We start from the raw sequence: 24356 nt of genomic DNA, 5'->3' as shown, positions 1-24356 counted from the left end.
CTCAAAAACTTTATAGAATAGCATATAGATATTATAAATTATATATAATTTATATATAATCTACTTTCAAATGTAAACTAAGTCTATTCAACAATTTGCATCGTACCGGGAATACGATTGTAATGAGCATATAAGTGCGCCAACACTTATATAATCACGTTGAATGGCTTTTTTTATTTTTCCGCACAATTTTTATACCCATATTGTACGCTAAAGACTATCAATCTGCAAAACAAGTTTGCTAGAATTGGTAATTTTTTTTATCATTCTATTACATACTTCTAAAAATAAATTATTGAATTTCAACATAAAAAGAAAAAGAGGGCGAGTAAATGTTAAAAAAAGATAACCTATTTGCACTTGGAATTTCGTTCATACTGTTTTTTTATTTTGTAGACTTTAAGAATCCAGAAACAACGGATTTTGTGATTATAAGTATTTATTCAATCTGCGTATTACTTTTTATTTTCAACTTGTTCCTAGAATTAAAATTAAAATATCAAAAAGAAATGTAACTAGAATTAAAGCATCTTCCGCTAAAAAGAAGATGCTTTTTTGTTTAAAATCTTTGAAAAGAATTGCTGATTGCTAAATAGAAAGAGCATAAGGGAAAAATGCCCCCAATTCCATTGGCGGGTTAGGCAGCGCCTAACTTTTCCGTGGGTACACGATTTTTCAAAAATTAATACATTATTAATACAATAATTTTAAAAAAAGAAACCATTTGATTTTGGTATTTTGGCCTCTTTAGCTAACTAATTTAAACTTTGCTACGTCTTTTAGATGGCTTATTAAAACTTTATTACGAAAAAAAGTGGCTGCTATTAGTAGTCCATCTTTTTTATTTTTGCTATTTTGCCACCAGTAGATTTTCATATTAAATTTTTTCGCATTCAATTGTTTTTTATTTGGCTCATAAATGTTTTTAGATGATCCAATGATTATAAAAAACTGATGGAATTCTAAAAAAAAGCACCTTCTTTCAGCAACTAAGAAGGTGCTTTTTGCTATTCTTTTTTATTAAATTAATGAATCATAACGATTTTTTTCGCCTCTTTTGTTAAAAACAAAATGTATGGCAAATGTACAGCAATCGCAAAAATCGTGGACCCACGGAAAAGTTAGGCGCTGCCTAACCCGCCAATGGAATTGGGGGCATTTTTCCCTTATGCTCTTTCCTTTCTCTAAAAAAACTTTTTATTTTTTTCAAAAGCACCTGAATACGTAGAACTGTGTTGACTTGAATTATATATATTTATATTAAAATTTCTAAAGTCCTTGATTATCTCTCGGGTAGCCCTTGGAATCAATCTACCCTTGTTCGTAATAGCTGCGTTCTTTTCTTATTAGCTTGATTGCTAGGTGACGATACCTCTATTTGAATTTGACATTCACTACTCAATAATGTAATGTATAAATTGCAAATGTTAATTATATATTACATTTTTATTGTGGTAGGTGACGATGTGAAAAATAATGTGAAATTCACAAGAATGAAACAAGGAATTACACAAGAACAATTGGCAAAAAAAGTCCATGCAACAAGACAAACAATAGGTTTAATCGAAAAAGGAAAATATAATCCAAGCTTACAATTATGTATTTCTATTGCAAAAGCATTAAATAAAACATTAGATCAGTTATTCTGGGAGGTTGAAGAAGAATGAAATCATGGTTAAATTTTCTTTCCAGTGACGAATATAAACAACGTCAAATTTTAATATTTATTGCAGAGGCTGCATTTTTACAAATGATTTTGTCTATTATATTGCTTGTTATCTATAGTCTAAATGGAGGAAACCCTATAATTTTTATAGCAATCCCATTCTTTATATTTTTTATTTATATCTTAATAAGATATATTTGGTCTGGTATTGAATATACTGATATTTTTGCTGAAAAACAGTATAAAAAGAAAAAAAGAAATATTTTTATTCAAAGTCTTTTTTTCTTAATCCTTTTGTTTATAAGTTACATGTTTATACTCGGTGTTCCTAAAAGTAATAGCGATAAGTTTGATATGATAGTCCCTATCTTATTAATTGGAATATTAATATATATAATCAATAGAATATCTTTGAAACGTTCCTATAAAAAAAATAAAAATATGTAAAATTACAAATTAAACAAATAAAAAGCAACTATCCCTAATAAAGATGGTTGCTTTTTTAATATATTCTTAATTATTATTCACCCACACAAACAATACTCCATACTGCTAAAGAAGCTGTTAAACCAACAACTCCACCTTTTATTGCATTTTTCCCAACAATTTTAGCAATTTCTAAAGAAAGTTTTTTCCATGCTTTTTCTTCAATCAGTTTATTCATTCCACCTGTAATAAAACCAATACCAGTAGCAATCATAATTTTTTCTTTTATACAGCTTGTCCAAGAAAAAGTACTAATTTCTCCTCCAGTATTAAAACTTGGGGTTTTTATTGGAGTTAATCCTGCTTGTGTAAATTCTGTTTCTGTTATACTTTCTCCATTTACAAGTTTAATAAAAATTTTAATAGATTCTAAATTTTCGTTACCAAAATACTCAATTATTTTATTTTCATCTAAAATATATTTATCATTTTCTAAAGTTGTTGCTTTGTCAAAAATAAATTCTAATTCATCTTCTAGTTGTGTTAAATTGTGGTTTTCTATATTCCCCGCTGCTGAAGATGATGATGGGAAACTTGCAAAAATAAGTACCAAAACAGATAAAAGTAGAAATGATTTTGCTATAGAACTTTTTGACATTAATAGATTCATATTTTCCCTCCTATTTTTTACTTTTTAAAGTATATCATAAAAAAATATTCATAAAAAGTTTAATTTTATATTTATGTAAATTAAAACCATAAATGTATTATTGTTTTACATCTAGGTAAGAAGTTTCCCCGCATACGTGATTTAAAAGAACATCATGAATGGGAATTCCTTTTAGAGAGAGGATGAAGAGAAAGGATTTTAAAAATGTAAAAACTATTGATATATCAATAGTTTTTACATTTTTAATAGTTTAATATTAAAAAAATATACTTTTTGTAAGAACTTCGAACTCCTTTTGATATTCTAAAATTAAAAAGTTGATAATAGAGTCAACTTAAATTCAAATCGAAAAATCCTCCATAGTCGCATCGACTTCATCTTCTGTCACTCCTATGTACTTCATGGTTATCGACGGGGCTGAGTGATTAAATAATTGCTGCAACACTGCCACGTCTTTGTTTTGCTTGTAATGATGGTACCCAAACGTCTTTCGCATCGTATGTGTGCCAATATCATCCCGTCCAAGCGCTTCTGCGGCCTTCTGAAGCACTCTGTAAGCCTGAGTAGTAGAAATATGGCTATTTCCTTTCTGACTCGGGAAAAGCCACGCAGAAGGGCTCATATCGCGTGTATAATCCTCGATCATCTCTCGAGTAGCTCTTGGAATTAAAAATCGTTTCGTTTTCTTCGTTTTTTGCTCCGTCATGACTAAATGCGTTTTTCCTCGTACATCTTGAACCGTTAAAGGGACGAGATCACTCACACGTAGTCCCACATTAATCCCTAAATTAAATAAAAACAGATCTCTAGCGCTCGCATATTTGGAGAGTGCCCACCGAAAATCCTCAATTTCTGCCTTTGTCCGTAATGGCTGCACGTTCTTTTCTTTGGTCATTTAAACCCCTCAATTCATCCGTTTTCATACATATTATGTATCTTATTATATATCAAAACGGAGAACCCAGTAAAACCGCAATCGAGTAGGAGGGAGTGATTAACTCCTTCCCGACCTCTCACACCACCGTACGTACGGTTCCGTATACGGCGGTTCAATTAAGATGATTGACGCAGAATTTCATAACGAACTTTTAGACTTTTGAGCCCTAGGTGACTCCAATAGGAGTTACCTAGGGTTCTGTGTAATATCGGACTTTTTGATATTCTCCAGTAACTCTTGCGAGTATTTCCCCATTCATGTGCCTTCCATTTTGGAACACCTAGTTGTACTAGATTTCTCACTTTTGTACTTGGTTTCTTCCAATTCTTCCATAAGCACATTCGAAGCCTTCTTTTAATCCACCCATCCAGTTGTTCGAAAATAGATTTAGTATCTGCTAAAGCAAAGTATCCACACCACCCAATTAAGTATCGATTTAACTTTTGAATTCCTTCATTCGTTTGATACTCTGTTTTGCTATTCGAATTTTAGGTTCTTTATTGTTAGTAAAACTAAATCCAAGGAATTTACAATTCCAAGGACGGTCTACTATGGATTTCTTTTCATTTACTTTCAATCGTAGTTTCTTTTCAATGAAGGTTCTAATACTTTTCATGACGCGTATACCGGCTCTTTGTGTTCTTACATAGATATTGCAATCGTCCGCATAGCGGACGAATTTATGGCCACGTTTCTCTAATTCTTTATCGAATTCATCTAGAACTATATTAGAAAGTAACGGACTAAGTGGTCCACCTTGTGGTGTCCCTTGATTGGTATCCATTACAACTCCATTTATCATAACTCCGGATTGTAAGTATTTTCGAATAAGCTTTAATAAGGGTTTATCATGAATTCTTTTCGCTAATGTACCCATTAGTCGGTCATGATTTACTTTATCGAAGAATTTCTCTAAGTCCATATCTACAACCCAACGGTATCCCTCTCTAATGAAGCCCTTGGCTTCTCTAATGGCATCATGGGCACTTCGATTTGGTCGAAATCCATAGCTATGATTAGAGAATGTCGGGTCATATATTCGGGATAATACTTGGGCTACTGCTTGTTGAATGAGTCGGTCTGTTACGGTTGGAATACCTAATAATCGCACTCCGCCGTCAGGTTTCGGGATTTCGACTCTGCGAACTGGTTGCGGTTTGTAGGTACCCATTAGAATTTGCTCCTTGATTGTTAACCAATTTTCGACTATATGCTGACGTAGGTTTTGTACGGGCATCATATCTACTCCATGACTACCTTTATTCTTTTCGACTCTTTTGAGCGCTTGAAGCATATTCTCTCGTGACAGAATTTGACTCATTAACATCTCGTTTGACTCCTCCGTGAATAGCTTATCTTCTTATGCCAGTCTCTATTACACCCTCTTGATGTCCCTCATGGAATTCACCATTACCTCCATCAAGTAAGTCCATTTGGATTTTCTGTGTTTATCATAGAGTACTGAATGCCAAGGGCTATTCTCTCTTAATTGTTCAGTCCTTCCCATTTGTTCTAGAATCAAATGGTACTATGACGTCTGCTGACTCCTGATAGTTCAGTTGTTTATCACTAAACAGGTTACTAAGTGTACTTAGCATTTCTATCAGGTCTCCCCAGGTAAGAACGTACTCTTTCGCTCCATCTATCTGCCTCATTTACTAGATATAACCTTTGACAGAAAGGACTTTATGTTGTTTGGCACACTTATCCAATCATATCTAGCCTTATATGAGGTTCGTGTTCCTCAGACCGGAGGTTTGCCGCTCACTTCCTTCAGATTCCGCGTCACCACGGACACCCTTGTGTTTGGCTAACCACTACTTCTGTCTTCGCGGTTCGGGACTTGCACCCTATAGATTACGTTCATGCTGGGCGCACCAAAAGAAAAGCCGCTATCTTGCAAAATTGAAGATAGCAGCTTTTCTATTTATAAAATATATTAAAAATTCATACTCAAATTAGCGGTTGATGTTGTAGAAAGATTTAATGCCATTAAATTGAGCTGTTGCAGATAATTGATCTTCGATACGAAGTAATTGGTTGTATTTTGCAACACGGTCTGTACGAGATGGGGCACCAGTTTTGATTTGGCCAGCGTTAGTAGCAACCGCGATATCAGCAATTGTTGTATCCTCTGATTCACCAGAACGGTGAGAGATGATTGCTGTGTAGCCAGCGCGTTTTGCCATTTCAATAGCATCTAAAGTTTCTGTTAATGTACCGATTTGGTTAACTTTAACTAAGATTGCGTTACCTACGCCTTCTTCAATACCGCGAGATAATTTTTTCGTATTTGTAACGAATAAATCATCACCTACTAGTTGTACACGTTTACCGATACGTTCAGTAAGCATTTTGTGACCAGCCCAGTCATTTTCGTCAAGACCATCTTCAATAGAGATGATTGGGTATTTAACAGTCAATTCTTCATACCAAGCAACCATTTCTTCAGAAGTTTTTGCAACACCTTCACCATCTAGGTGGTATTTTCCATCTTCATCAGAATAAAGTTCAGAAGATGCTACATCCATTGCTAACATTACTTCTTCACCTGGTTTGTAACCTGCACGTTCAATTGCAGTTACAATTGTAGATAATGCTTCTTCGTTTGAAGTTAAGTTTGGTGCAAAACCACCTTCATCACCTACAGCTGTGTTGTGACCAGATTCTTTTAGAACTGCTTTTAAAGAGTGGAAGATTTCAGCACCCATACGTAAAGCGTGACGGAATGATTCTGCGCCTACAGGCATTACCATAAATTCTTGAATATCTACGTTATTATCAGCGTGTTCTCCGCCGTTTAAGATGTTCATCATTGGAACTGGAAGTTGTTTTGAATTGACTCCACCAATGTATTGATATAGAGGTAGGTCTAGGTAATCAGCACCTGCATGAGCGACAGCTAAAGAAACACCTAAAATAGCATTTGCGCCTAATTTACCTTTGTTTTCAGTACCATCTAATTCAATCATCATGCGATCAATTGAAACTTGATCAAGAACTGAATAATTTCCAATTAGTTCTGGAGCAATGACGTTGTTTACATTATCAACTGCTTTTAAAACACCTTTACCAAGGTAGCGACCTTTGTCACCATCGCGCAATTCTACTGCTTCATATTCCCCAGTAGATGCACCAGAAGGAACGATTGCACGTCCAAATGCGCCTGATTCTGTAAATACTTCTACTTCTACTGTTGGGTTACCGCGTGAATCTAATACTTCACGAGCTTGTACGTCTGTAATAATTGGCATTGTTTAACTCTCCTCAGTTTAAAATAATGGTTTACCTGTCATTTCAAGTGGTTGTTCCACTCCTAGTAATTTTAACATGGTAGGAGCCAAATCGGCTAAAATTCCGCCATTTCTTACCACAATATTTTCTTTTGTGATAATTACTGGCACAGGATTAGTTGTATGGGCTGTCATCGGTTGACCTTCAAGGGTTACTACTTCATCAGAGTTCCCGTGATCGGCAGTAATAATCGCTGCTCCTCCTTTTGCAAGAAGAGCTTCTACTACTCTACCCAAACATTCATCTACAGCTTCGATTGCTTTAATAGTTGGTTCTAACATACCACTATGTCCAACCATATCAGGATTTGCAAAGTTTAAGATAATACCATCAAATCGGTCCGCTTCAATTGCTTCGACAAGTGCATCTGTTACTTCGTATGCACTCATTTCTGGTTTTAAATCGTAAGTCGCCACTTTAGGTGAATTGATCAAAATACGTTCTTCTCCAGGGAAAGTTTGTTCACGACCTCCACTCATAAAGAATGTAACATGAGGGTACTTTTCAGTTTCTGCAATTCGTAGCTGACGAAGTTTGTTATCCGATAAAACTTCACCAATGGTATTTTTCAAATCTTCATCATGGAATGCAATTTCACCAATAACCTTATCACTGTACTTTTTGAAACAAATAAATTTCAAATTTTGTGGGTGATTTTCGCTTCGTGTAAACCCATCAAATGCTGGATTTGTAAAAGCTGTGGATAATTCAATTGCACGGTCTGGTCGGAAGTTAAAGAAAATCACTGCATCATTTGATTGAATGGTAGCAACAGGTTTATCATCTTTTTTAATCACAAATGGAACAACAAATTCATCTGTTATGTCATTTGCATAAGATGCTTTGACACCTTCTTTAGCAGAAGATGCTTCAATTCCTTGACCGTCTACTAATACTTTGTAGACTTTCTCTTCACGATCCCAACGATTGTCTCGGTCCATTGCATAGTATCGACCACTAATAGATGCGAATTGACCAACACCGATTTTAGCCATTTGGCGTTCTGTTTCTTCGATATAACCTACAGCCGTTTTAGGACCGACATCTCGACCATCTAAAAATCCATGTACAAATACTTCTTCAAGCCCTTGATCTTTTGCCAATTTCAATAAGGCAAATAAATGATCATAATGACTATGCACACCACCATCAGATAATAGTCCCATAATGTGGAGTTTTGAGTTGTTTTGCTTAACATGATTGACTGCATCCAACAAAGCGTTATTTGTAAAAAAGTCACCGTCTTTAATCGCTTTGTGGATTCTAGTTAAGCTTTGATAGACAATACGACCTGCGCCGATATTTAAATGTCCAACTTCTGAGTTTCCCATTTGGCCATCAGGAAGACCAACAGCTTCACCTGATGCTGTTAATGTGTTATGTGGAAAAGAACTCCAATAACGGTCCAAATTTGGTTTCTTCGCTTGCGCTACTGCATTACCGAAAATCTCATCGCGTAAGCCTAAACCATCTAAAATAATTAATGCTACTGGTTTGTTAGGCATTTGCCCCGGCCTCCAATAATTTTAAGTATGAATCTGGTTTTAAACTTGCTCCACCAACTAGAGCCCCATCAATATGCTCCATCGATAATAATTCTACTACGTTTTCCGGTTTCACACTACCACCATATTGGATTCGAATAGATTCTGCAGCAATATCGCCAGCAATTTCTTGTACAGTTTGACGAATCGCTTTGCATACGACATTGGCATCCTGCGCAGTTGCCGTTTTACCTGTGCCAATTGCCCAAATAGGTTCGTATGCAATGACTGTTTGTGCTACTTGTTCAGGCGTCAATCCTTTGAGAGCAGCACCTACTTGACCAGCAACTTTGACTACTGTATTACTTGCTTCACGTTCATGCAATGTTTCACCCACACAAATAATAGGTGTTAAGTGATGCTTAAATGCAGCTTGTACTTTTTGATTGATTTTTTCATCGGTTTCATTGTCATATTGGCGACGCTCTGAGTGACCTAGAATAACATATTGAACATGAATATCTTCTAATTGCGCTGGGCTGATTTCTCCTGTAAAGGCGCCTTCCTCTTCATAATGCATGGTTTGCGCGCCAATAGCTAAATTTGAACCCTCTGCCTCTTTTACAAGAGATGGTAAAAATAAGGTTGGTGCACAAATTACAGCATCCACTCGGTCTGAAGCTGGAACTGATGATTTTACAGTTTGTACGAAATCAATGGCCTCCGATAATGTTTTATACATTTTCCAGTTTCCTGCAATAATTGTTTTACGCATCGCTAAAACTCCCATCCATCATTATTTATCATTTAAAGCGACAATACCTGGCAATTCTTTGCCCTCCATAAATTCGAGAGAAGCACCGCCACCTGTTGAAATATGATTCATTTGATCGGCTACTTGGAATTTTTCGACTGCTGCAGCTGAATCACCGCCACCGATAATCGTATAGCCTTCCGTTGTCGCCATTGCCTCTGCAACGCCTTTTGTGCCATTTGCAAAAGCATCCATTTCAAAGACGCCCATTGGTCCATTCCAAATGATGAGTTTCGAATTGTTGATGACCTTTGCATACTCAGCAACCGTTTTTGGGCCTATATCAAGTCCCATCCAATCACTTGGAATTCGGTCAATATCGACGATTTTTGTATCCGCATCTTTTGAAAATTCATTTGCAACAACAGCATCGACTGGCATATGTAATTGCACACCTTTTTCAGCTGCTTTTTTGATAAATGATTTGGCTAGCTCAATTTTATCTTCTTCTAATAACGATTGTCCGATATCGTAGCCTTGTGCTTTTGTAAATGTATACGATAGACCACCGCCGATGATTAAGTGATCGACTTTGTCTAATAGATTTTCAATAACATTAATCTTATCTTTGACTTTTGCACCACCAATGATGGCTGTAAATGGACGCTCTGGATTAGATAGTGCTTTGCCTAAAACCGCAATCTCTTTTTCTAATAAAAAGCCAGATACTGCTGGCAAGTAGTTGGCTATACCCGCTGTTGTAGCGTGCGCTCTGTGTGCTGTACCAAAGGCATCATTGACATACAAATCGGCTAATTTGGCAAAATGTTGAGCAAGTGCTGGATCATTCTTTTCTTCCCCTTTATGGAAACGGACATTTTCTAAAAGTACGATGTCACCATCCGCCATTTTGCTGACGGCTGCTTCCACTGCTTCCCCAATAGATTCGTCTAATTTTTGTACAGGTTTACCCATTAGCTCCGACAGTTTTTCACCAACTGCTGTTAAGCGTAATTCCTCTTTAATGTCGCCTTTTGGACGTCCTAAATGGCTTGCTAAAATAACTTTAGCTCCCTGTTCTACTAAATAAGTGATGGTAGGAAGTGCCGCTACAATTCTTGTATCATCTGTAATATGACCATTTTCCATGGGAACATTAAAATCCACACGAACAAATACGCGTTTTCCTTTTACTGCAATGTCTTTCATCGTTTTTTTGTGATACATGATCGTACCTCCTCGAAATTGTTCATACATTTTCATGGCTTTACATCAAGTTCTCTTCTTAACATATTAATTAGCTAGCCCATTGACTTCCGCTCCAGCTTGCTCGCTATCCCGCTGGACGTTGAATTTTCTTCCTCGAATAACACCGCACGAAGGAAATGCTTGCATTTTCGAGGACTCGAGCAATCCTCCACTTCATTCTCTATAAAGTGAAATTTTAATCAGTAGGGGTTTCTTTCATCCCCCCACTGATTGTTAGTTGAACTAATCGGGCTTTTACGGGCAGTTTTCCCCCACTCTGAAATATCTTTGTCACTCATTTCTTGAGATGAAGATCTTACTGCCCGTTAAAGTGGGATAAATGGAAATAAAATTAAAAATTGAACACTATTTTCACCAATAAATAGGCATATTGATTTCATCAAGCACATGTTTTGGCAAAGGGCTATTCATATAGCAGCTTTTATCTCTTGTAACTTGACTTCTACTATGATGAGCAACTATTGCTATTTTCATCGCTTTTTGAATCCAATTATGACTGTTGATAGTGATTCATTGAAGCGCTTACTATTGTCATAAAAAAAGGAGAAGTATGAGGCTGCTTCTCCTTTTTTATCCTAATCCATTATATACGCATCGAAACAATATGGCTATGTTTTTTCGATTACAAACCTTGTTTTGTGATATATTCAGCTAAATCTACAACACGAGTAGAGTAGCCTGTTTCATTATCATACCATGCTAATACTTTCACTAAATTTCCTTCAAGCACCATTGTAGATAAGCTATCCACTGTTGAGGATGCTGTATTTCCGTTGTAATCAATAGATACTAGTGGCAGTTCTGAATACGCTAAAATTCCTTTTAAGTCGTTTTCTGCAGCTTCTTTTAAGGCAGTGTTGATGTCTTCAACTGTTGCATCTTTTTCTAATTCTACAACTAGGTCTACAAGAGAAACATTTGGTGTCGGAACGCGAATGGCCATTCCATCTAATTTGCCTGCAAGTTGAGGCAACACTTTTGCAACCGCAACAGCCGCACCAGTCGTTGTTGGAATCATAGATTGAGCAGCAGCACGTGCACGTCGGTAATCTTTATGTGGAAGATCTAGAATTCTTTGGTCATTTGTATAAGAGTGAACGGTTGTCATCATGCCTCGTTTGATGCCAAATTGTTCATCTAATACTTTTGCGACTGGAGCTAGACAGTTGGTTGTGCAAGATGCGTTTGATACGACTACATCCTTTGTAGCATCGTATTGATCGTTGTTCACACCCATTACGTAAGTCGGCATATTTTTTCCTGGAGCTGATACGATTACTTTTTTAGCACCTGCTTCGATATGTTTATGAGCTGCATCATAGTTTGTAAAACGTCCTGTTGATTCGACAACAATATCCACATCTAAATCTCCCCATGGAAGTTTGGCGGGATCTGTTTCTGCGTAGACGCGGACATTTTTGCCATCTACTACTAAATAGTCCCCTTCAGATGTTACTTCAGCATCAAATTTTCCATGGACGGAATCGTATTTTAGTAAATGTGCAAGCATTGCTGCATCTGTTAAATCATTCACAGCTACAATTTCAATATCTTGGCGTTTTAAAGCTGTACGAAATACCAAACGTCCAATTCGTCCAAATCCATTAATCGCTAATTTCAAAGTCATCTTTTTTTCCTCCAATATTTGTTTGTTAATCTTATTGTAGTAAGTGAAGCATTTCTTTTGCAGCTGCTGAATCTGTGACAAGAACAGACTGTTTTGCCGCATGTTTGAAATAAGAAAGAATCGCCTTTGCTTTATCCTTTCCACCAGCCACTGCAATAATACTCTTACATTTATTCACTTGGTCTAACTGAATACCGACTGTACGGATTCTTTGAACTATATTCCCCTGTTCATCGAAATAATAGCCAAAAGCCTCACTAACAGCGCCTTTTTCTCGTAATGTCTTGATTACTTTTTCACTCGATTCACGTCTAATCGCCATTTCGATTGCAGAACCAATCCCATGGATAACGACATCTGTCCTGTCATAAAGCTGGATCATTTCTCTCACCATGGGCTCTTGCATAATAACATTATAGGATGTCTCACTTAGATGTTCTGGCAAATATAAACTTCGATACTGATTGTCAGTATTATTCGCAAAATTAGCAGCAATAGTATTGGCCTGGAGTCTCATATCATCGCCCATACCACCTCTTGCAGCGATAAAGCATAAATTTGTCAGGTCTTCTGAAGGAATCAGACTATCTGCCATAGCAGCCAAGGTACTTCCACCTGTTACAGCAACAACTTTACTTTTCTTAGCTACTAATTCTAATTGTTTTGCTGCCTCCAAACCAAGTAACGATTTAATAGAGGGAACTGTATCTAAATCTCCATCTACTATGATGACATTTTGAATGCCAAATATATGCGTTAATTGTTTTTCCATTGTGGAAATTCCTGACCATTCATAGACAAGTGGTCTTAAAACCTCTACCAATTCCTTTCCTATCTCAGAAACTCTCATACCTGAGCGACTTGCAACAATTAGACCTTGTTCTCGAAGCAAATCTGTTTCTTTTCGAACCTCACGTTCAGCTAAGGAGAGCTGTTCTGCAAGGCCACGCCGTCCAATTGGTCCTAACATCTCAATCATTTGTAAAAAACGATAGCGAGTATGAAGAAGTGCAGACATTTCAGGAATTATTTTTAATTGTGCTTCTAATAATGAAATCATATTCAGTGTTCCTCTCTAAGTGGGATTATTCTTATCCCACTTAGATAAAAAACATCCCACTTGCTACAAAAAAAATTTCCTACGTTCAGTATACAATTGCACCTTTAGAAGTGCAACCAAATTGAATAAAAACAGAAAGCTTTTTCCTAATCCGTCAAGATTCAAAAAAGCTTCCTTTGCTATTTACGAATTCCTTCTAATAAAGTCACATAATCCAATGAGCCATATTGAATAATTTCGCCATCTTTTTCGACTACAGGAATCATCAACATGTATTTTTCATGAATGGCGTCATTCTCTTCAATATTCACCTCTATAATATCAAAAGGAATATCTTCTTTGACGAGATTCAACATTAGTCTACCTTCCTCACAGAGCTCACAATTTGGTCTGCTGTAATAAATAATTTTCCTCATACACTATTCCCAACTTTCTCAGAATTATTAGAGTTTATTTAATATTTGTTTTCACATCACATATATCAAGAGTATACAAATTGTTTGATGTATAGAAGTGGGCTTCTTGAACATACTATTTCTGCGTTACAAGCGCAAGAGAAAAAAGGAGGTCATTTTTTTTGCAACAGCAATCACAGAACCAAATGAAAAACGATACCATGTATCATGTAGATTCAGCAAAATTTAATCATGGTGGTCATGAATTGATGGACTTACATGAAACATTGGGGGCTATGATTGGTGGTTTAGATCAATGTGTACTATTACGTGACCGCATTCAAGACAATGAATTGCGTAATATTGTTGATCGCCAATATAAGTTTGCTTTAGACGATTACAATACATTGGTTGAAGCCTTTCAAACAGGGAAAGATCCCTCTCAACCAACAGGCCATTATGAAATGACGGAAAACAATAAATTTACGTTCGGTGTACAACCAGGGCAACCTAAAAAGCCGATTACACAAGCCAATGAAATCAATGATGAAATCATCTCTGGTTTTATCCTTAGCTGGCATAAAGGACTTGCCACATTGAAGGCGACTGCCGCAACCGAAACGACCAATCCCGTTGTACGTCGTGTATTAGCTGACTCAATTCCAAACTGCATTGAAATGGCGTATGAAATATCGATCTACCAAAATCGCAAAGGCTACTATCAAGTGCCTCAATTGTCTTCCCAAGATACCGTTATCATCACCAATTGCTATGCGCCTGCAACTACAGGAACTACACATCAGTCTTCCCAGTTCAATTAAAGTGATACAAAAAACTCTCGGCAATTTGTCGAGAGTTTTCTTATTGAACTTCAAAAGCATTTTTCTTATTTTCCCATTTGAGGTTTTTGAACTGCCTTATTTACTTTTACTCTTTTTAAGAATAAAGACAGAATCAACGCAACAGCTGAAATTCCAGTAACGACCATAAACGTATAGTTAATGCCACTTAGCAAAGCTGTTTGTGTGATATGTGCTTTCATTTGTACCATTTGTTCTGTAGTTGGTGTAGAAGGTTTTTGCCCTGCTTCCATTGCTGCTTTGGCTGTCTTTGCTGCTTTCGCTTTCATTTCTGCTACTAAATCATTCGCCTTTGTTTTTATATGTGCATCCATTATTGTCACAAGAATGGCTGTACCAATTGCCCCTGATACTTGTTGAACTGTATTATTAATCGCTGTACCATGTGGGTTTTTCTCCATTGGTAACTGATTTAATCCATTCGTCATAATCGGCATCATCACCATAGACATTCCGAGCATTCGAATCGTATAAACCGTAATAATGTAAGCATAGGAAGAATCAACTTGTAATTTTGTTAAAAAGTATGATGAAACTGTAATAATCGATAAGCCGATAAACGCTAAAATGCGTGGACCGATTTTATCAAATAGTCTTCCTGTAATTGGTGACATCAAAGCCATAATAATAGCACCAGGAAGCATCATTAAACCAGCATGAAATGGCGAAATACCACGCACCTGCTGCACGTAAGCTGGCGTTAAAATCATCCCTGAAAACATAGCAACTGAAATAACCATTGAAATAGCAGAACCTAATGCAAACATTGGATATTTATAAATTCTTTCATCGAGCAATGGTTCTTCCATTTTGACTTGTTTGATGATAAAAATAACTAACGTCACAGCGCCAATTGCAATGGAGCTATATACTAAAGGATTATTGAACCCTTTATCACCAGCAGAACTGAATCCATATAAAAGACCACCGAAACCAATTGTTGAAAGAACTAAAGATGTGTAATCTAAAGAAACTTTACGTGTTTCCATAACATTTTCTAATTTCCATAAGCCAAATAGTAGGCTTAACACAGCAAATGGAATGATCATTTCAAAAAGCATGCGCCAACTGTGATGTTCCACAATATATCCCGATAATGTTGGACCAATTGCTGGTGCAGCGATCATGACTAATCCAAACATCCCCATCGCAGATCCACGTTTTTCAATTGGAAAACTAACTAACATCACATTCATCAATAACGGTGATAATGCAGCTGAACCAGCAGCTTGCACCATACGTCCAGCGATTAAAACCCAAAAGTTCGGTGCAGCTGCTGCGATAATTGTACCAATGGTAAATAAAGACATTGCAACAATGAACAACGAACGGTTTTTAAATTTCACGACAAAGAATGCTGAAGCTGGGATTAAAATCCCACTGACAAGCATAAACCCTGTTGTTAGCCACTGTACTTGTGAATACGTAACTTTAAAATCATTCATAATTGTAGGCAATGCTACGTTCATCAACGTATTATTTAAAAAAGCAACAAACGCACCAATAAATAAAATAGCCAACATGGCATAAGGTGGTTTTTTTAATGTTTCGTTTCCCATAAACTCTCTCACTCTTTCTTTATCGTTATCTTTTTCATAGCAGTGATTTCTATTTTATACTGGCAGTCTATTTTTTTCAAACAAAAAATTTTATTCATTTTAAAACATTGATATGAAAGCGTTTTTGATTTAGAATTGGAGTATAAATTAGTAAAAAGGTGACAATATGAATACACGAAAAAGAAAAGTATTGGATGTAGCACGAAGTTTATTTATCCAAAAGGGATTCTATGAAACTTCTATTATAGATATTATTCAAGAAGCGAAAATTTCAAAGGGAACTTTTTACAATTATTTCACTTCCAAAAATGAGTGCTTCATCGCTATTTTGAGAGAAAGTCGTGAAGAAGCAAGTATTCGTAGATATGAACTTGCTGTTGATCAAGATCCAAGAGATATCGAAATTTTGTCCAAACAAATTGCAGTACTTATGCATATTAATCGTGAGCAAAATCTATTACAAATTTTTGAAGCCATTTATCATTCAAATGATAAGGATTTACAAAAAGCGGTCATGAAACACCATCTTCAAGAAATTGAATGGCTTGCTTCAAGATTAGTGGAAGTTTATGGTGAGAAAATCAATGAATTAAGTTATGAGTGTGCCATTCAAACTTTTGCCATGATTCATCAAACACTTCGAACATTGAAAATAGCAAAAGAACATCAAATAAATCCAGAGTCTGTCATTAAAATGGCACTACGAAATATTGACGCCATTATTCCAAGAATGCTAGAAACAAAAGAAGTCATCATAAATATTGAAACCATTCAATGCATCAAAAATAGTGTAGAACAAATTGTACTAAGCAAAGATACTGTTATGCATCAATTGAGTGGATTTATAGAAATTTTAAAGGATGAAGACCCAAAAGATGGAAAGGAATTCGCTCATTACATCTTACATGAATTACAGAGCGAGCCTACAAAAGTTTATATTCTAAAAGCGCTTCTTACGCCTTTCCGAAAAGCATTCTCAAATACAACCCATGCTGCAGAATCACGAGAAATTGCCAATCACATCTGGAGGCTTTTAGAAATTTATGCACAACATTCAGAGGAATAGTAAAAAGGACTATTCAGTTTTTTGAATAGCCCTTTTTCAAAAAACACCAATACATTTAGTTTTCAATGGTATTTTTAAAAGATTTTCTTCCTGAAGTCACCCGAACTTCAGCAGTTATATTTCGAAGCGAATCATTTGTCAGCTCGATTCTTCCGTTACGTTCAAATTTTTTCCATGTTTTCAGATGCTTACGGTATAGATATTCAGAGAGTCGATAAACATCTGAATCGAATTTCACGCTTTCTTGATACGTTGTCTGGATTTGTTGTTCCACTCTCTTTTTCACCGCTTTTTGTATTTCAGCTACACTTATATCCCCTCTATATCCACTAAGGAGTGCTACCATATCAAGATGAATATCAAATCGAACCTGACTACTACTAATAATAGGTATCACTTTTGCCTTCATTTTCTCAATAACCACTGAAATCCTATTTTTCTCATCGTCCTCCTGCCCATCAGCTATATCTACAGATAATCCGGCACGTATCGTTTCATCAGACAACCACTGCAATCCTTGAGCTTGCTCATTTTTTAGCTCACCTAGTACATTTTTAGGTGTAACAACACTCACGCCATTTATTAATGTTTCTGTATCATCGCTTTTATAAGTTTCCCAATTACTGATCAGTGATACTAAAGGAATATTGGTCTGATGACTTGGTTCATCCATATTGATGATCAGTTTTCTTAAATTTAAAGGTTCAATAAAGGAATGCTGTTTATAGGAATTAATGGGGTACGCTAATTTGGATAGTGAAATGGCTTTGTTTAAGACTGGCTTTGCTAACATGATTTTCCGAATAGATTCTTTGGTACTAAAAACCCACGTCTGATAACGTGTATCATGAAATTGTATAAAAGCATTAATCACAGGATTCAATTTGCCTTGCTCTAACAGATCATTTGAAAAAACTAAATAAGTAATATGCCCCCAATATAACTCCTCATCCAACGAGTTATACAAATTATTAAATGCTTCATTGACCGTTTTTCCATTTGCTTCACCTACTACTGATTGAACAATATCAGGATTCGGTGGTTGCACAGACCTTGCAATGCTCGCAAAATCGACCAATTGCGCATAGACTTTATATTCTCCATCTTTGTAATCAACACCGATTCCGAAAAGGTAAAACATTCGCCCAGCTTCATTCGAATCCCAGCATCCAGAAAGCAAGAGTGAACATAGCATGATGATTAGTAATATTCTCTTATTCATTTTTCTTTCCTTTTTTACTTCGTGTACTATCTTTTGTTTTTAGCATGGTTGGTCGTGTATTATACGCTTTTGTCGGTAAACGGAATAAAGTTTTCGTCACATTATCCCAACTCAAATCAATGGCTAAATTCATATATGGCACTCCAAATATTTTTATTTTTGATAGATAAACGATGATAAAATAAAAGGATACAAAGAAACCGAATAACCCCAAAAAAGCAGTTAGTGTAATCACAAAGATTCTTAAGACACTGACAGCAGTTACAACAGATTGGTTGACAAGTGTAAAAGAAGCAATCGTAGACGTTGCCATAATAACAACCATCGCTGGACTCGTCATCCCTGCTTGTATCACGGCATCTCCAATGATTAATCCCCCTACCACGCCAATAGTTCCTCCCAATACCAATGGTAGTCGCAGCCCTGCCTCTCGAAATAGCTCAAACATCCCCAGCATTAATAACATTTCCAAGGCAGTAGGTAATGGAAGCCCAGTATTTGCCTGTACCACAGTCGCCAATAATTGAAAAGGCACTTGGTTTTGATGAAATGTGGTCAACGCTAACCAAAATGCAGGTAAAAAGATACTAATTAATATGCCTATAATACGCATCATTCGCTCAATAGATCCAAAAATAGACGGGTATTCATTATCTTCACTCGTTTTCAGTAGCAGAAATAAATTAGCAGGTGTTATCACCCCATAAGCTGTACCATCCACAAAAAGAATAAATCTTCCCCTTGCTAATGCTTGAATGGCGTAATCTGCCCTACCTGTATATTCATGTCTTGGAAAAAGTGGTGAGGCTTTATTGATATGATCCATAAACTCATCACCACTAATTAAAATATCTTTATCAATCTTACTGATTTGGTTTTTTAATTCATTTAAAGTATCTTTGTTGACAACATCATCAAGATACAGCAAGCCGACTGAAGTTTTTGTACGTTTTCCTACTTCAAATTTTTCAACGCACAAAGAATTGGTGGGCATCCGTTTTCTGATTAAAGCAATATTGACCGATAAATCTTCGATAAAATTATCCCTCGGTCCTTTTACTGTTATTTCTGTACGCGTTTCTTCCGGATTACGATTTGGTTTTTTTTGAATATTACTGGAAAAAAGGATTGATTCCTCTTCAAATAGAATTAGTACAAATCCTGTATACGCTAGTAAAATGGCTTCTTCCTTATTCTCCACTTTTTTTAGTTGGGGAATATATAAATGGGAAAGTGTTTGCTGCTCAAATAGCTCATCCGTTAAATGGCTACAATAATAACCAACACGTGGCACAATCATTTCATTTAATAATTGATAATCTACCATTGCCTCACAAATAATCATATGAATCGTATGCCCGTCAAAGTGATACTGCTGAAATTTTATATCTTCAGATTTTTGAAACATTTGCTGTAGTGTATGAATGGTTATCGTGCTTCTGTTTGTTTCGATTGTTGTTCACCACTTTCTTGACCAGTTGGATCTTTATTTGTTGATTTTTTCGAAAACATTGCAACAACTGAAAAAAAGATGGATAGTGATACAAAAAAGATAAATGTAACGATTAACAAATAGTATTCGTTTAACTTTAGAAAAGTGGTATCCTTGATTAGAACTAGCGATAAGCAAATAATGGCAAATGGCGGCGCTAGCTTCTTCCAAAATTCTTTTTTATTTTCTGTTAAATTTAAAAGCTCTGCGCTGATATATAGAAGAAAACCTACTCTTATAAACGTACCTGTTAACCATTGATAAATGGAGAAGAAGTCCATATGCTCGATAAATCGACCAATGGATCCTAACCCCCACTCTTCATAGGCAGGATATCTTTGTTTTGCGGCCTCAACGGGACCAAATTCTGTAATCGCACCGACAAGTGGTCCACATGTTAGCCCTGTTAGTATGAGCAGTATAATGGCAAAATGATACCACTTCATCTGATTTTTTATTTTATGTTGTAAAAAGAGTAAGATCAATAATTCGACAAAACCAGATGCTGGATAAATCATGCCTTTTAGAATAGGATTTATACCATGTTCAAAGAAAGGAAGAAGTAACTCATAATCCTTTACTTTCTGATTGACAATTGAAATAAAGAACCCTAGTATAATGACACCTGCTAAAACCAGTGTATTGGCAATCGTAATGGCTGTTAATCCTGCTGTTGCAAGATAAACCGTTAGAAGAAGATACAGAAGAAATAAAAAAAGCATAGGGGTCTCAGGTAAAAAAGTAGTAGAAATCCATAGTAAAGTTTCTCGCATCGTAAAAGCCGCTAGAATGATTAAAAAATAGGCGATTATATATAAAACAATGGTAGCACCAACTTTACCTATTTTTTGCTGTAGCCACTCTCGAACCGATCCTTGTTTTGTTTTATTGTGAATATATACTAAAAGAAACAACCAAAAAAACGTACTGATTGTTGCACCTAAAACAGATGCCCATCCATCTCTTCCAACAGCCTTTAAAATAGAAGGAATAATGGTGACATGATTTTTTAGTCCTATAAATGTCATCACCAACAGCAGTGCATGCAAAATACTGATCGATTCCATATTTTTCATCGTATAAAACCTTCTAACTCTTCTTTGATATACAGAGTTTTGACAAAAAGAGAAAAGAATATACGCACCTTATACACAGTTTTTTCAGAAAGAAGCTATTTGTGAAACTTCCCTAAGTGGGGTTTCTTCTCCCCACTTAGGGTTTAGCGGAACCAATCGAGCTTTTATGGGCAAAGGCGACATTTTTCTATATGTCTTTCAAGGTATACCTGTTGGAGAATTTTAAATGAACAAAGAACTCCCTTCTTTTAAAAACGAGGGAGTTCTTTGTTCTATTTTAATCTATTTTCATGTATCATTTTGAAGACGTTTGATTTGTTCGTAAAAAGATTCCCCAACTATATTTGGAATTTTTTAGCTGAATTTTTCAACGTATCCGCCAAATTTGCTAATGCAGCAGCAGATGAAGCAACTTCCTCCATTGTAGCCAATTGTTCTTCTGACGCAGAAGCAATTTCTTCTGAATTAGCTGAAATTGTTTTTGCTGACGTTCTGACTTTTTCAATGGATATATTGACTTCCTGAGTGCTTGCAGACAATTCTTCTGAAACAGCAGATATTCATGTGCTTGTGCATTTACATTTTCAATTCGTTCTAAAATTTGTTTAAATATTCTTCCCGTATCATCTACAAGATTTAACCCTTTCTTCGTTACTACGTTTCCATTTTTGGTTATTTCAGCAGCGCTCAACGTATCCGTTTGTATTTGTTTGATGATTTCTGCAATTTGACTAGCAGATTGCCTTGATTCTTCAGCTAATTTACGAACTTCTTCAGCTACTACTGCAAACCCTTTTCCATTTTCACCAGCACGAGCTGCTTCAATAGCTGCATTTAGTGCTAGTAAATTGGTTTGTTCTGCAATCTCTGTGATTACATCAAGAATTTTATCAATTTCTTTGGACCTATCTTCTAACCTTTCCATCACGTCTTTGGTTTTGATATTTTCTTGATGGATTAGTTTCATTTGTTCGACCACTTTATAAATGTATTCGTCTCCTTTTTTTGCTTGATTGGCAGTTTCTTTTATATTTCCTGCTGCTGAAGATGTAAATTTTGCAATTCGTTGTACACCAATAGCGATTTCCCCCATTGAATGTGCACTTTTTTCTGTATTTTGACTTTGAGTTTCAATTGTATTCGATACTTCTTGTATAGACATAGCTACTTGATTGGTGGCCTCTGTTGTCTGTTCGCTGCTTGCCATTAGCTCTTCAGACGATACAGCGACCTGCTCAGAAGTCGATTTGATGTCGCTTATTAAAGCTTTTAAGTTGTCCAGCATAAGATTAAACGCTTTTGCTAGTCGACCAAATTCATCTCTTGATTTAATTGAAAGGGTTTCACCAGTTAAATTTCCTTTAGAAATTTCCACTACTCTATGTAAGATTGTTTTAATAGTGTTTGAGAATTTATCTCCAATTACTATAGAAATAATAATTGCAAAGATTATGGATATGATTAAGGAACTGATTAAAATTGTAATAATAGTTGAATAGCTATTATTATTTTGAGTAATGATTTCTTTTGAAGCCGTTTCATTAATTTTGATTAATTTCTGCAAATCTTCATTTGCAGTGTTATATTCAGTTCTTCCGAGTAAAATTCCTTTATCTGCATTTTCCCAGTCTCCACTGTTCATTAGCGCCATATTTTTCTGTACCCTTTGGCTAAAATATGCCAATCTGCACTAAAACTTTCAAAAACTTTTCTCTCTTCTTTTCCAAGATTATGCTTTTCATATTTATTGATGATGCTATCGATTTCTTTTAAATTCATTACTGCTTGCTCGGTCATTGAGCTATCTTTTCTAAGAAGTGCTTGTACCATTTGTAACCGAACATTTCCCGCTTTCTCAGCTATACTTACTAAGCTTGTAAGGGGAACTACGCGATTGTTGTACATTTCTTTACCATTATTATTTACTTTAGAAACTAAAAAATGGATAAAACATCAGTAAATGTAATGATAAGCACAAATATTAAATAAGAAATTAGAAGCTTTGTCCTAATTGTTTTTCCCATTCATAGGTCCCTTCCTTTCAGTTTGTTATATTAAAATAAATATTACAAGTATACAATATTTTCTATATATAAACTATTAATCCCTTGTAAATTAACGACATGAGAAATCTTTATTGAATTGTTTCGAGAAAACTTATATAATATATAAGGTCGCAACATATTCGCCTCCGTAGTTTAATGGATAAAACATAAGATTCCGGTTCTTAGGCTGGGGGTTCGATTCCCTCCGGGGGCATTATTTATACTCATATTTTGCATTTACTTGCTAATATGCGTTCAACACAGCGTAATCCTGCTGTAATGACTTTTTTCACTATACTTACCTTCTCGATATATGGGGATTTTTTCCTTTTTATGTTGAGAAGGTTTTCTTATTCATATGGAATAATAGCTGTGATTATTTCGTATAAAAAGGGGTTCATTTTGTCCCCATTAAATGTATGTACGCTATTATTTTTGGATATTACTTTGTTAGTTGACTTCTATCAATTTATTTTTGTATAAGCCCAAACTGGTGGATACTTTTTGGCAGAAGAAATTGAAAAACGCGCACATATAATTCCATAAGAAAAAAAGAAATCATAACATTTGACCTTTATTGACCATCATGTGTATGATAAGAATAAGCTGAAACAAAGGAATTTTTCAGCATACGGATATGGAAAATTACCTTGTTAATCTGAGGAGGCTATTTACATGAATTTAATACCTACAGTTATTGAACAAACAAACCGTGGCGAACGTGCATACGACATTTACTCACGTTTATTGAAAGACCGCATCATTATGCTTGGCAGTGCCATTGACGACAATGTTGCCAATGCTGTTGTGTCACAATTATTATTCCTTGAAGCAGAGGATCCTGAAAAAGATATTTTCCTTTATATCAACTCGCCTGGTGGTAGTGTAACAGCTGGTATGGCCATCTATGATACGATGCAATTTATCAAACCAGATGTACAAACAGTTGGTATGGGTATGTGTGCATCTATGGGTTCATTCCTTCTTACAGCTGGTACAAAAGGCAAACGCTCTGCTCTACCAAACTGTGAAGTAATGATTCACCAACCTCTTGGTGGCGCTCAAGGTCAAGCAACAGAAATTGAAATTGCTGCAAAACATATCTTAAAAACACGCGAAAAATTAAATGGTATTCTTTCAGAACGTACTGGCCAACCAATCGACATCATTGCTCGTGACACAGATCGTGATAACTACATGACAGCTGAACAAGCAAAAGAATATGGTTTAATCGACCAAATCATGGAACGTAATGACCTTAAAAAATAATTAGGTAGGCACCATGTAAAAAGCAAGGCTCTTGATTGAGTCTTGCTTTTTTTGTAGATGCTGGAATTAAAACAGATGAAAGAGGATATTTTATTGCAAATTGAAGATCTTTTGCACAACTCATGCTNATGAAAGAGGATATTTTATTGCAAATTGAAGATCTTTTGCACAACTCATGCTCCCTT

20 protein-coding genes, 1 tRNA gene and 1 pseudogene are annotated in these 24356 nt (G+C 35.7%); 6 read left to right on the top strand and 16 right to left on the bottom strand.

The window, feature by feature from the left end; translation table 11 throughout:
- Positions 1–1466 precede the first annotated feature (1466 nt).
- Together CW357_RS08690 and CW357_RS08685 are read left to right on the top strand one after the other, a co-directional pair.
- Complete coding sequence (locus CW357_RS08690; RefSeq protein ID WP_124217822.1) at positions 1467–1667, top strand: helix-turn-helix transcriptional regulator; 201 nt, start codon at positions 1467–1469, stop codon at positions 1665–1667.
- The gene (locus CW357_RS08685; RefSeq protein ID WP_124217821.1) at positions 1664–2113 is read left to right on the top strand and encodes a DUF3278 domain-containing protein; all 450 of its coding nucleotides are present in this window, start codon (positions 1664–1666) and stop codon (positions 2111–2113) included. The genes CW357_RS08690 and CW357_RS08685 overlap by 4 nt, the downstream gene beginning before the upstream one ends.
- A gap of 73 nt (positions 2114–2186) precedes the next feature.
- Here the strand turns inward: CW357_RS08685 and CW357_RS08680 are convergent, their stop codons facing one another.
- From CW357_RS08680 to CW357_RS08635, 10 genes and pseudogenes are all read right to left on the bottom strand, one after another.
- Complete coding sequence (locus tag CW357_RS08680; protein WP_124217820.1) at positions 2187–2762, bottom strand: hypothetical protein; 576 nt, start codon at positions 2760–2762, stop codon at positions 2187–2189.
- A gap of 340 nt (positions 2763–3102) precedes the next feature.
- Complete coding sequence (locus CW357_RS08675) at positions 3103–3657, bottom strand: site-specific integrase (RefSeq protein WP_124217819.1); 555 nt, start codon at positions 3655–3657, stop codon at positions 3103–3105.
- A 158-nt stretch (positions 3658–3815) separates the two neighbouring features.
- Positions 3816–5026: pseudogene (ltrA, locus tag CW357_RS08670) on the bottom strand (group II intron reverse transcriptase/maturase).
- A 631-nt stretch (positions 5027–5657) separates the two neighbouring features.
- Entirely contained in the window at positions 5658–6953 is a 1296-nt protein-coding gene (gene eno / locus CW357_RS08665; RefSeq protein WP_119414627.1) for a phosphopyruvate hydratase, read from the bottom strand.
- Between the two features lie 18 nt (positions 6954–6971).
- Entirely contained in the window at positions 6972–8498 is a 1527-nt protein-coding gene (gpmI, locus tag CW357_RS08660; RefSeq protein WP_119414626.1) for a 2,3-bisphosphoglycerate-independent phosphoglycerate mutase, read from the bottom strand.
- On the bottom strand, positions 8491–9252 hold the full coding sequence (gene tpiA, locus CW357_RS08655; protein WP_124217818.1) for a triose-phosphate isomerase: 762 nt from the start codon (positions 9250–9252) through the stop codon (positions 8491–8493). Before tpiA ends, gpmI begins: the two co-directional genes overlap by 8 nt.
- Before the next feature lie 21 nt (positions 9253–9273).
- The gene (pgk, locus tag CW357_RS08650; RefSeq protein ID WP_124217817.1) at positions 9274–10458 is read right to left on the bottom strand and encodes a phosphoglycerate kinase; all 1185 of its coding nucleotides are present in this window, start codon (positions 10456–10458) and stop codon (positions 9274–9276) included.
- 664 nt (positions 10459–11122) lie between these two features.
- A complete protein-coding gene (gene gap / locus CW357_RS08645) occupies positions 11123–12127 on the bottom strand; it encodes a type I glyceraldehyde-3-phosphate dehydrogenase (protein WP_124217816.1) in 1005 nt (334 codons plus the stop codon).
- A gap of 31 nt (positions 12128–12158) precedes the next feature.
- On the bottom strand, positions 12159–13187 hold the full coding sequence (locus CW357_RS08640) for a sugar-binding transcriptional regulator (protein ID WP_124217815.1): 1029 nt from the start codon (positions 13185–13187) through the stop codon (positions 12159–12161).
- Between the two features lie 179 nt (positions 13188–13366).
- Positions 13367–13603 carry a glutaredoxin family protein gene (locus tag CW357_RS08635; RefSeq protein WP_124217814.1) on the bottom strand — a complete coding sequence of 79 codons (237 nt, stop codon included), beginning with the start codon at positions 13601–13603 and terminating at the stop codon, positions 13367–13369.
- Between the two features lie 161 nt (positions 13604–13764).
- Between CW357_RS08635 and CW357_RS08630 the strand changes: the two genes are divergently transcribed.
- Positions 13765–14403, top strand: a complete 639-nt coding sequence (locus CW357_RS08630; RefSeq protein ID WP_371683960.1) for a spore coat protein — start codon at positions 13765–13767, stop codon at positions 14401–14403.
- A 65-nt stretch (positions 14404–14468) separates the two neighbouring features.
- On the opposite strand, the gene CW357_RS08625 is transcribed toward CW357_RS08630, so the two are convergent.
- Positions 14469–16001 carry a DHA2 family efflux MFS transporter permease subunit gene (locus tag CW357_RS08625; RefSeq protein ID WP_124217813.1) on the bottom strand — a complete coding sequence of 511 codons (1533 nt, stop codon included), beginning with the start codon at positions 15999–16001 and terminating at the stop codon, positions 14469–14471.
- Positions 16002–16167: 166 nt separating this feature from the next.
- Between CW357_RS08625 and CW357_RS08620 the strand changes: the two genes are divergently transcribed.
- Entirely contained in the window at positions 16168–17067 is a 900-nt protein-coding gene (locus CW357_RS08620; RefSeq protein ID WP_124217812.1) for a TetR/AcrR family transcriptional regulator, read from the top strand.
- Positions 17068–17122: 55 nt separating this feature from the next.
- Here the strand turns inward: CW357_RS08620 and CW357_RS08615 are convergent, their stop codons facing one another.
- From CW357_RS08615 to CW357_RS08595, 5 genes are all read right to left on the bottom strand, one after another.
- Positions 17123–18289: a Ger(x)C family spore germination protein gene (locus CW357_RS08615; protein ID WP_124217811.1), complete on the bottom strand. Its 1167-nt coding sequence runs from the start codon at positions 18287–18289 to the stop codon at positions 17123–17125.
- Entirely contained in the window at positions 18282–19697 is a 1416-nt protein-coding gene (locus CW357_RS08610; RefSeq protein WP_124217810.1) for a spore germination protein, read from the bottom strand. Before CW357_RS08610 ends, CW357_RS08615 begins: the two co-directional genes overlap by 8 nt.
- Before the next feature lie 20 nt (positions 19698–19717).
- The gene (locus CW357_RS08605; RefSeq protein ID WP_119414617.1) at positions 19718–20857 is read right to left on the bottom strand and encodes a GerAB/ArcD/ProY family transporter; all 1140 of its coding nucleotides are present in this window, start codon (positions 20855–20857) and stop codon (positions 19718–19720) included.
- A gap of 388 nt (positions 20858–21245) precedes the next feature.
- Entirely contained in the window at positions 21246–22508 is a 1263-nt protein-coding gene (locus tag CW357_RS08600; RefSeq protein WP_124217809.1) for a methyl-accepting chemotaxis protein, read from the bottom strand.
- Positions 22499–22804 carry an MCP four helix bundle domain-containing protein gene (locus CW357_RS08595; RefSeq protein WP_255416295.1) on the bottom strand — a complete coding sequence of 102 codons (306 nt, stop codon included), beginning with the start codon at positions 22802–22804 and terminating at the stop codon, positions 22499–22501. Before CW357_RS08595 ends, CW357_RS08600 begins: the two co-directional genes overlap by 10 nt.
- A gap of 240 nt (positions 22805–23044) precedes the next feature.
- Here CW357_RS08595 and CW357_RS08590 point away from each other — a divergent pair.
- A tRNA-Arg gene (locus tag CW357_RS08590) sits at positions 23045–23116 on the top strand.
- Between the two features lie 461 nt (positions 23117–23577).
- Positions 23578–24171 (top strand): ATP-dependent Clp endopeptidase proteolytic subunit ClpP, encoded by a 594-nt coding sequence (clpP, locus tag CW357_RS08585; protein ID WP_119414614.1) that lies wholly within the window; start codon positions 23578–23580, stop codon positions 24169–24171.
- Positions 24172–24356 lie beyond the last annotated feature (185 nt).

The organism is Rummeliibacillus sp. TYF005, assembly GCF_003844195.1.
Taxonomy (GTDB): Bacteria; Bacillota; Bacilli; order Bacillales_A; family Planococcaceae; genus Rummeliibacillus.
The sequence above is the reverse complement of the archived record's forward strand: the minus strand, read 5'-3'. Positions and strand labels throughout refer to the sequence as shown.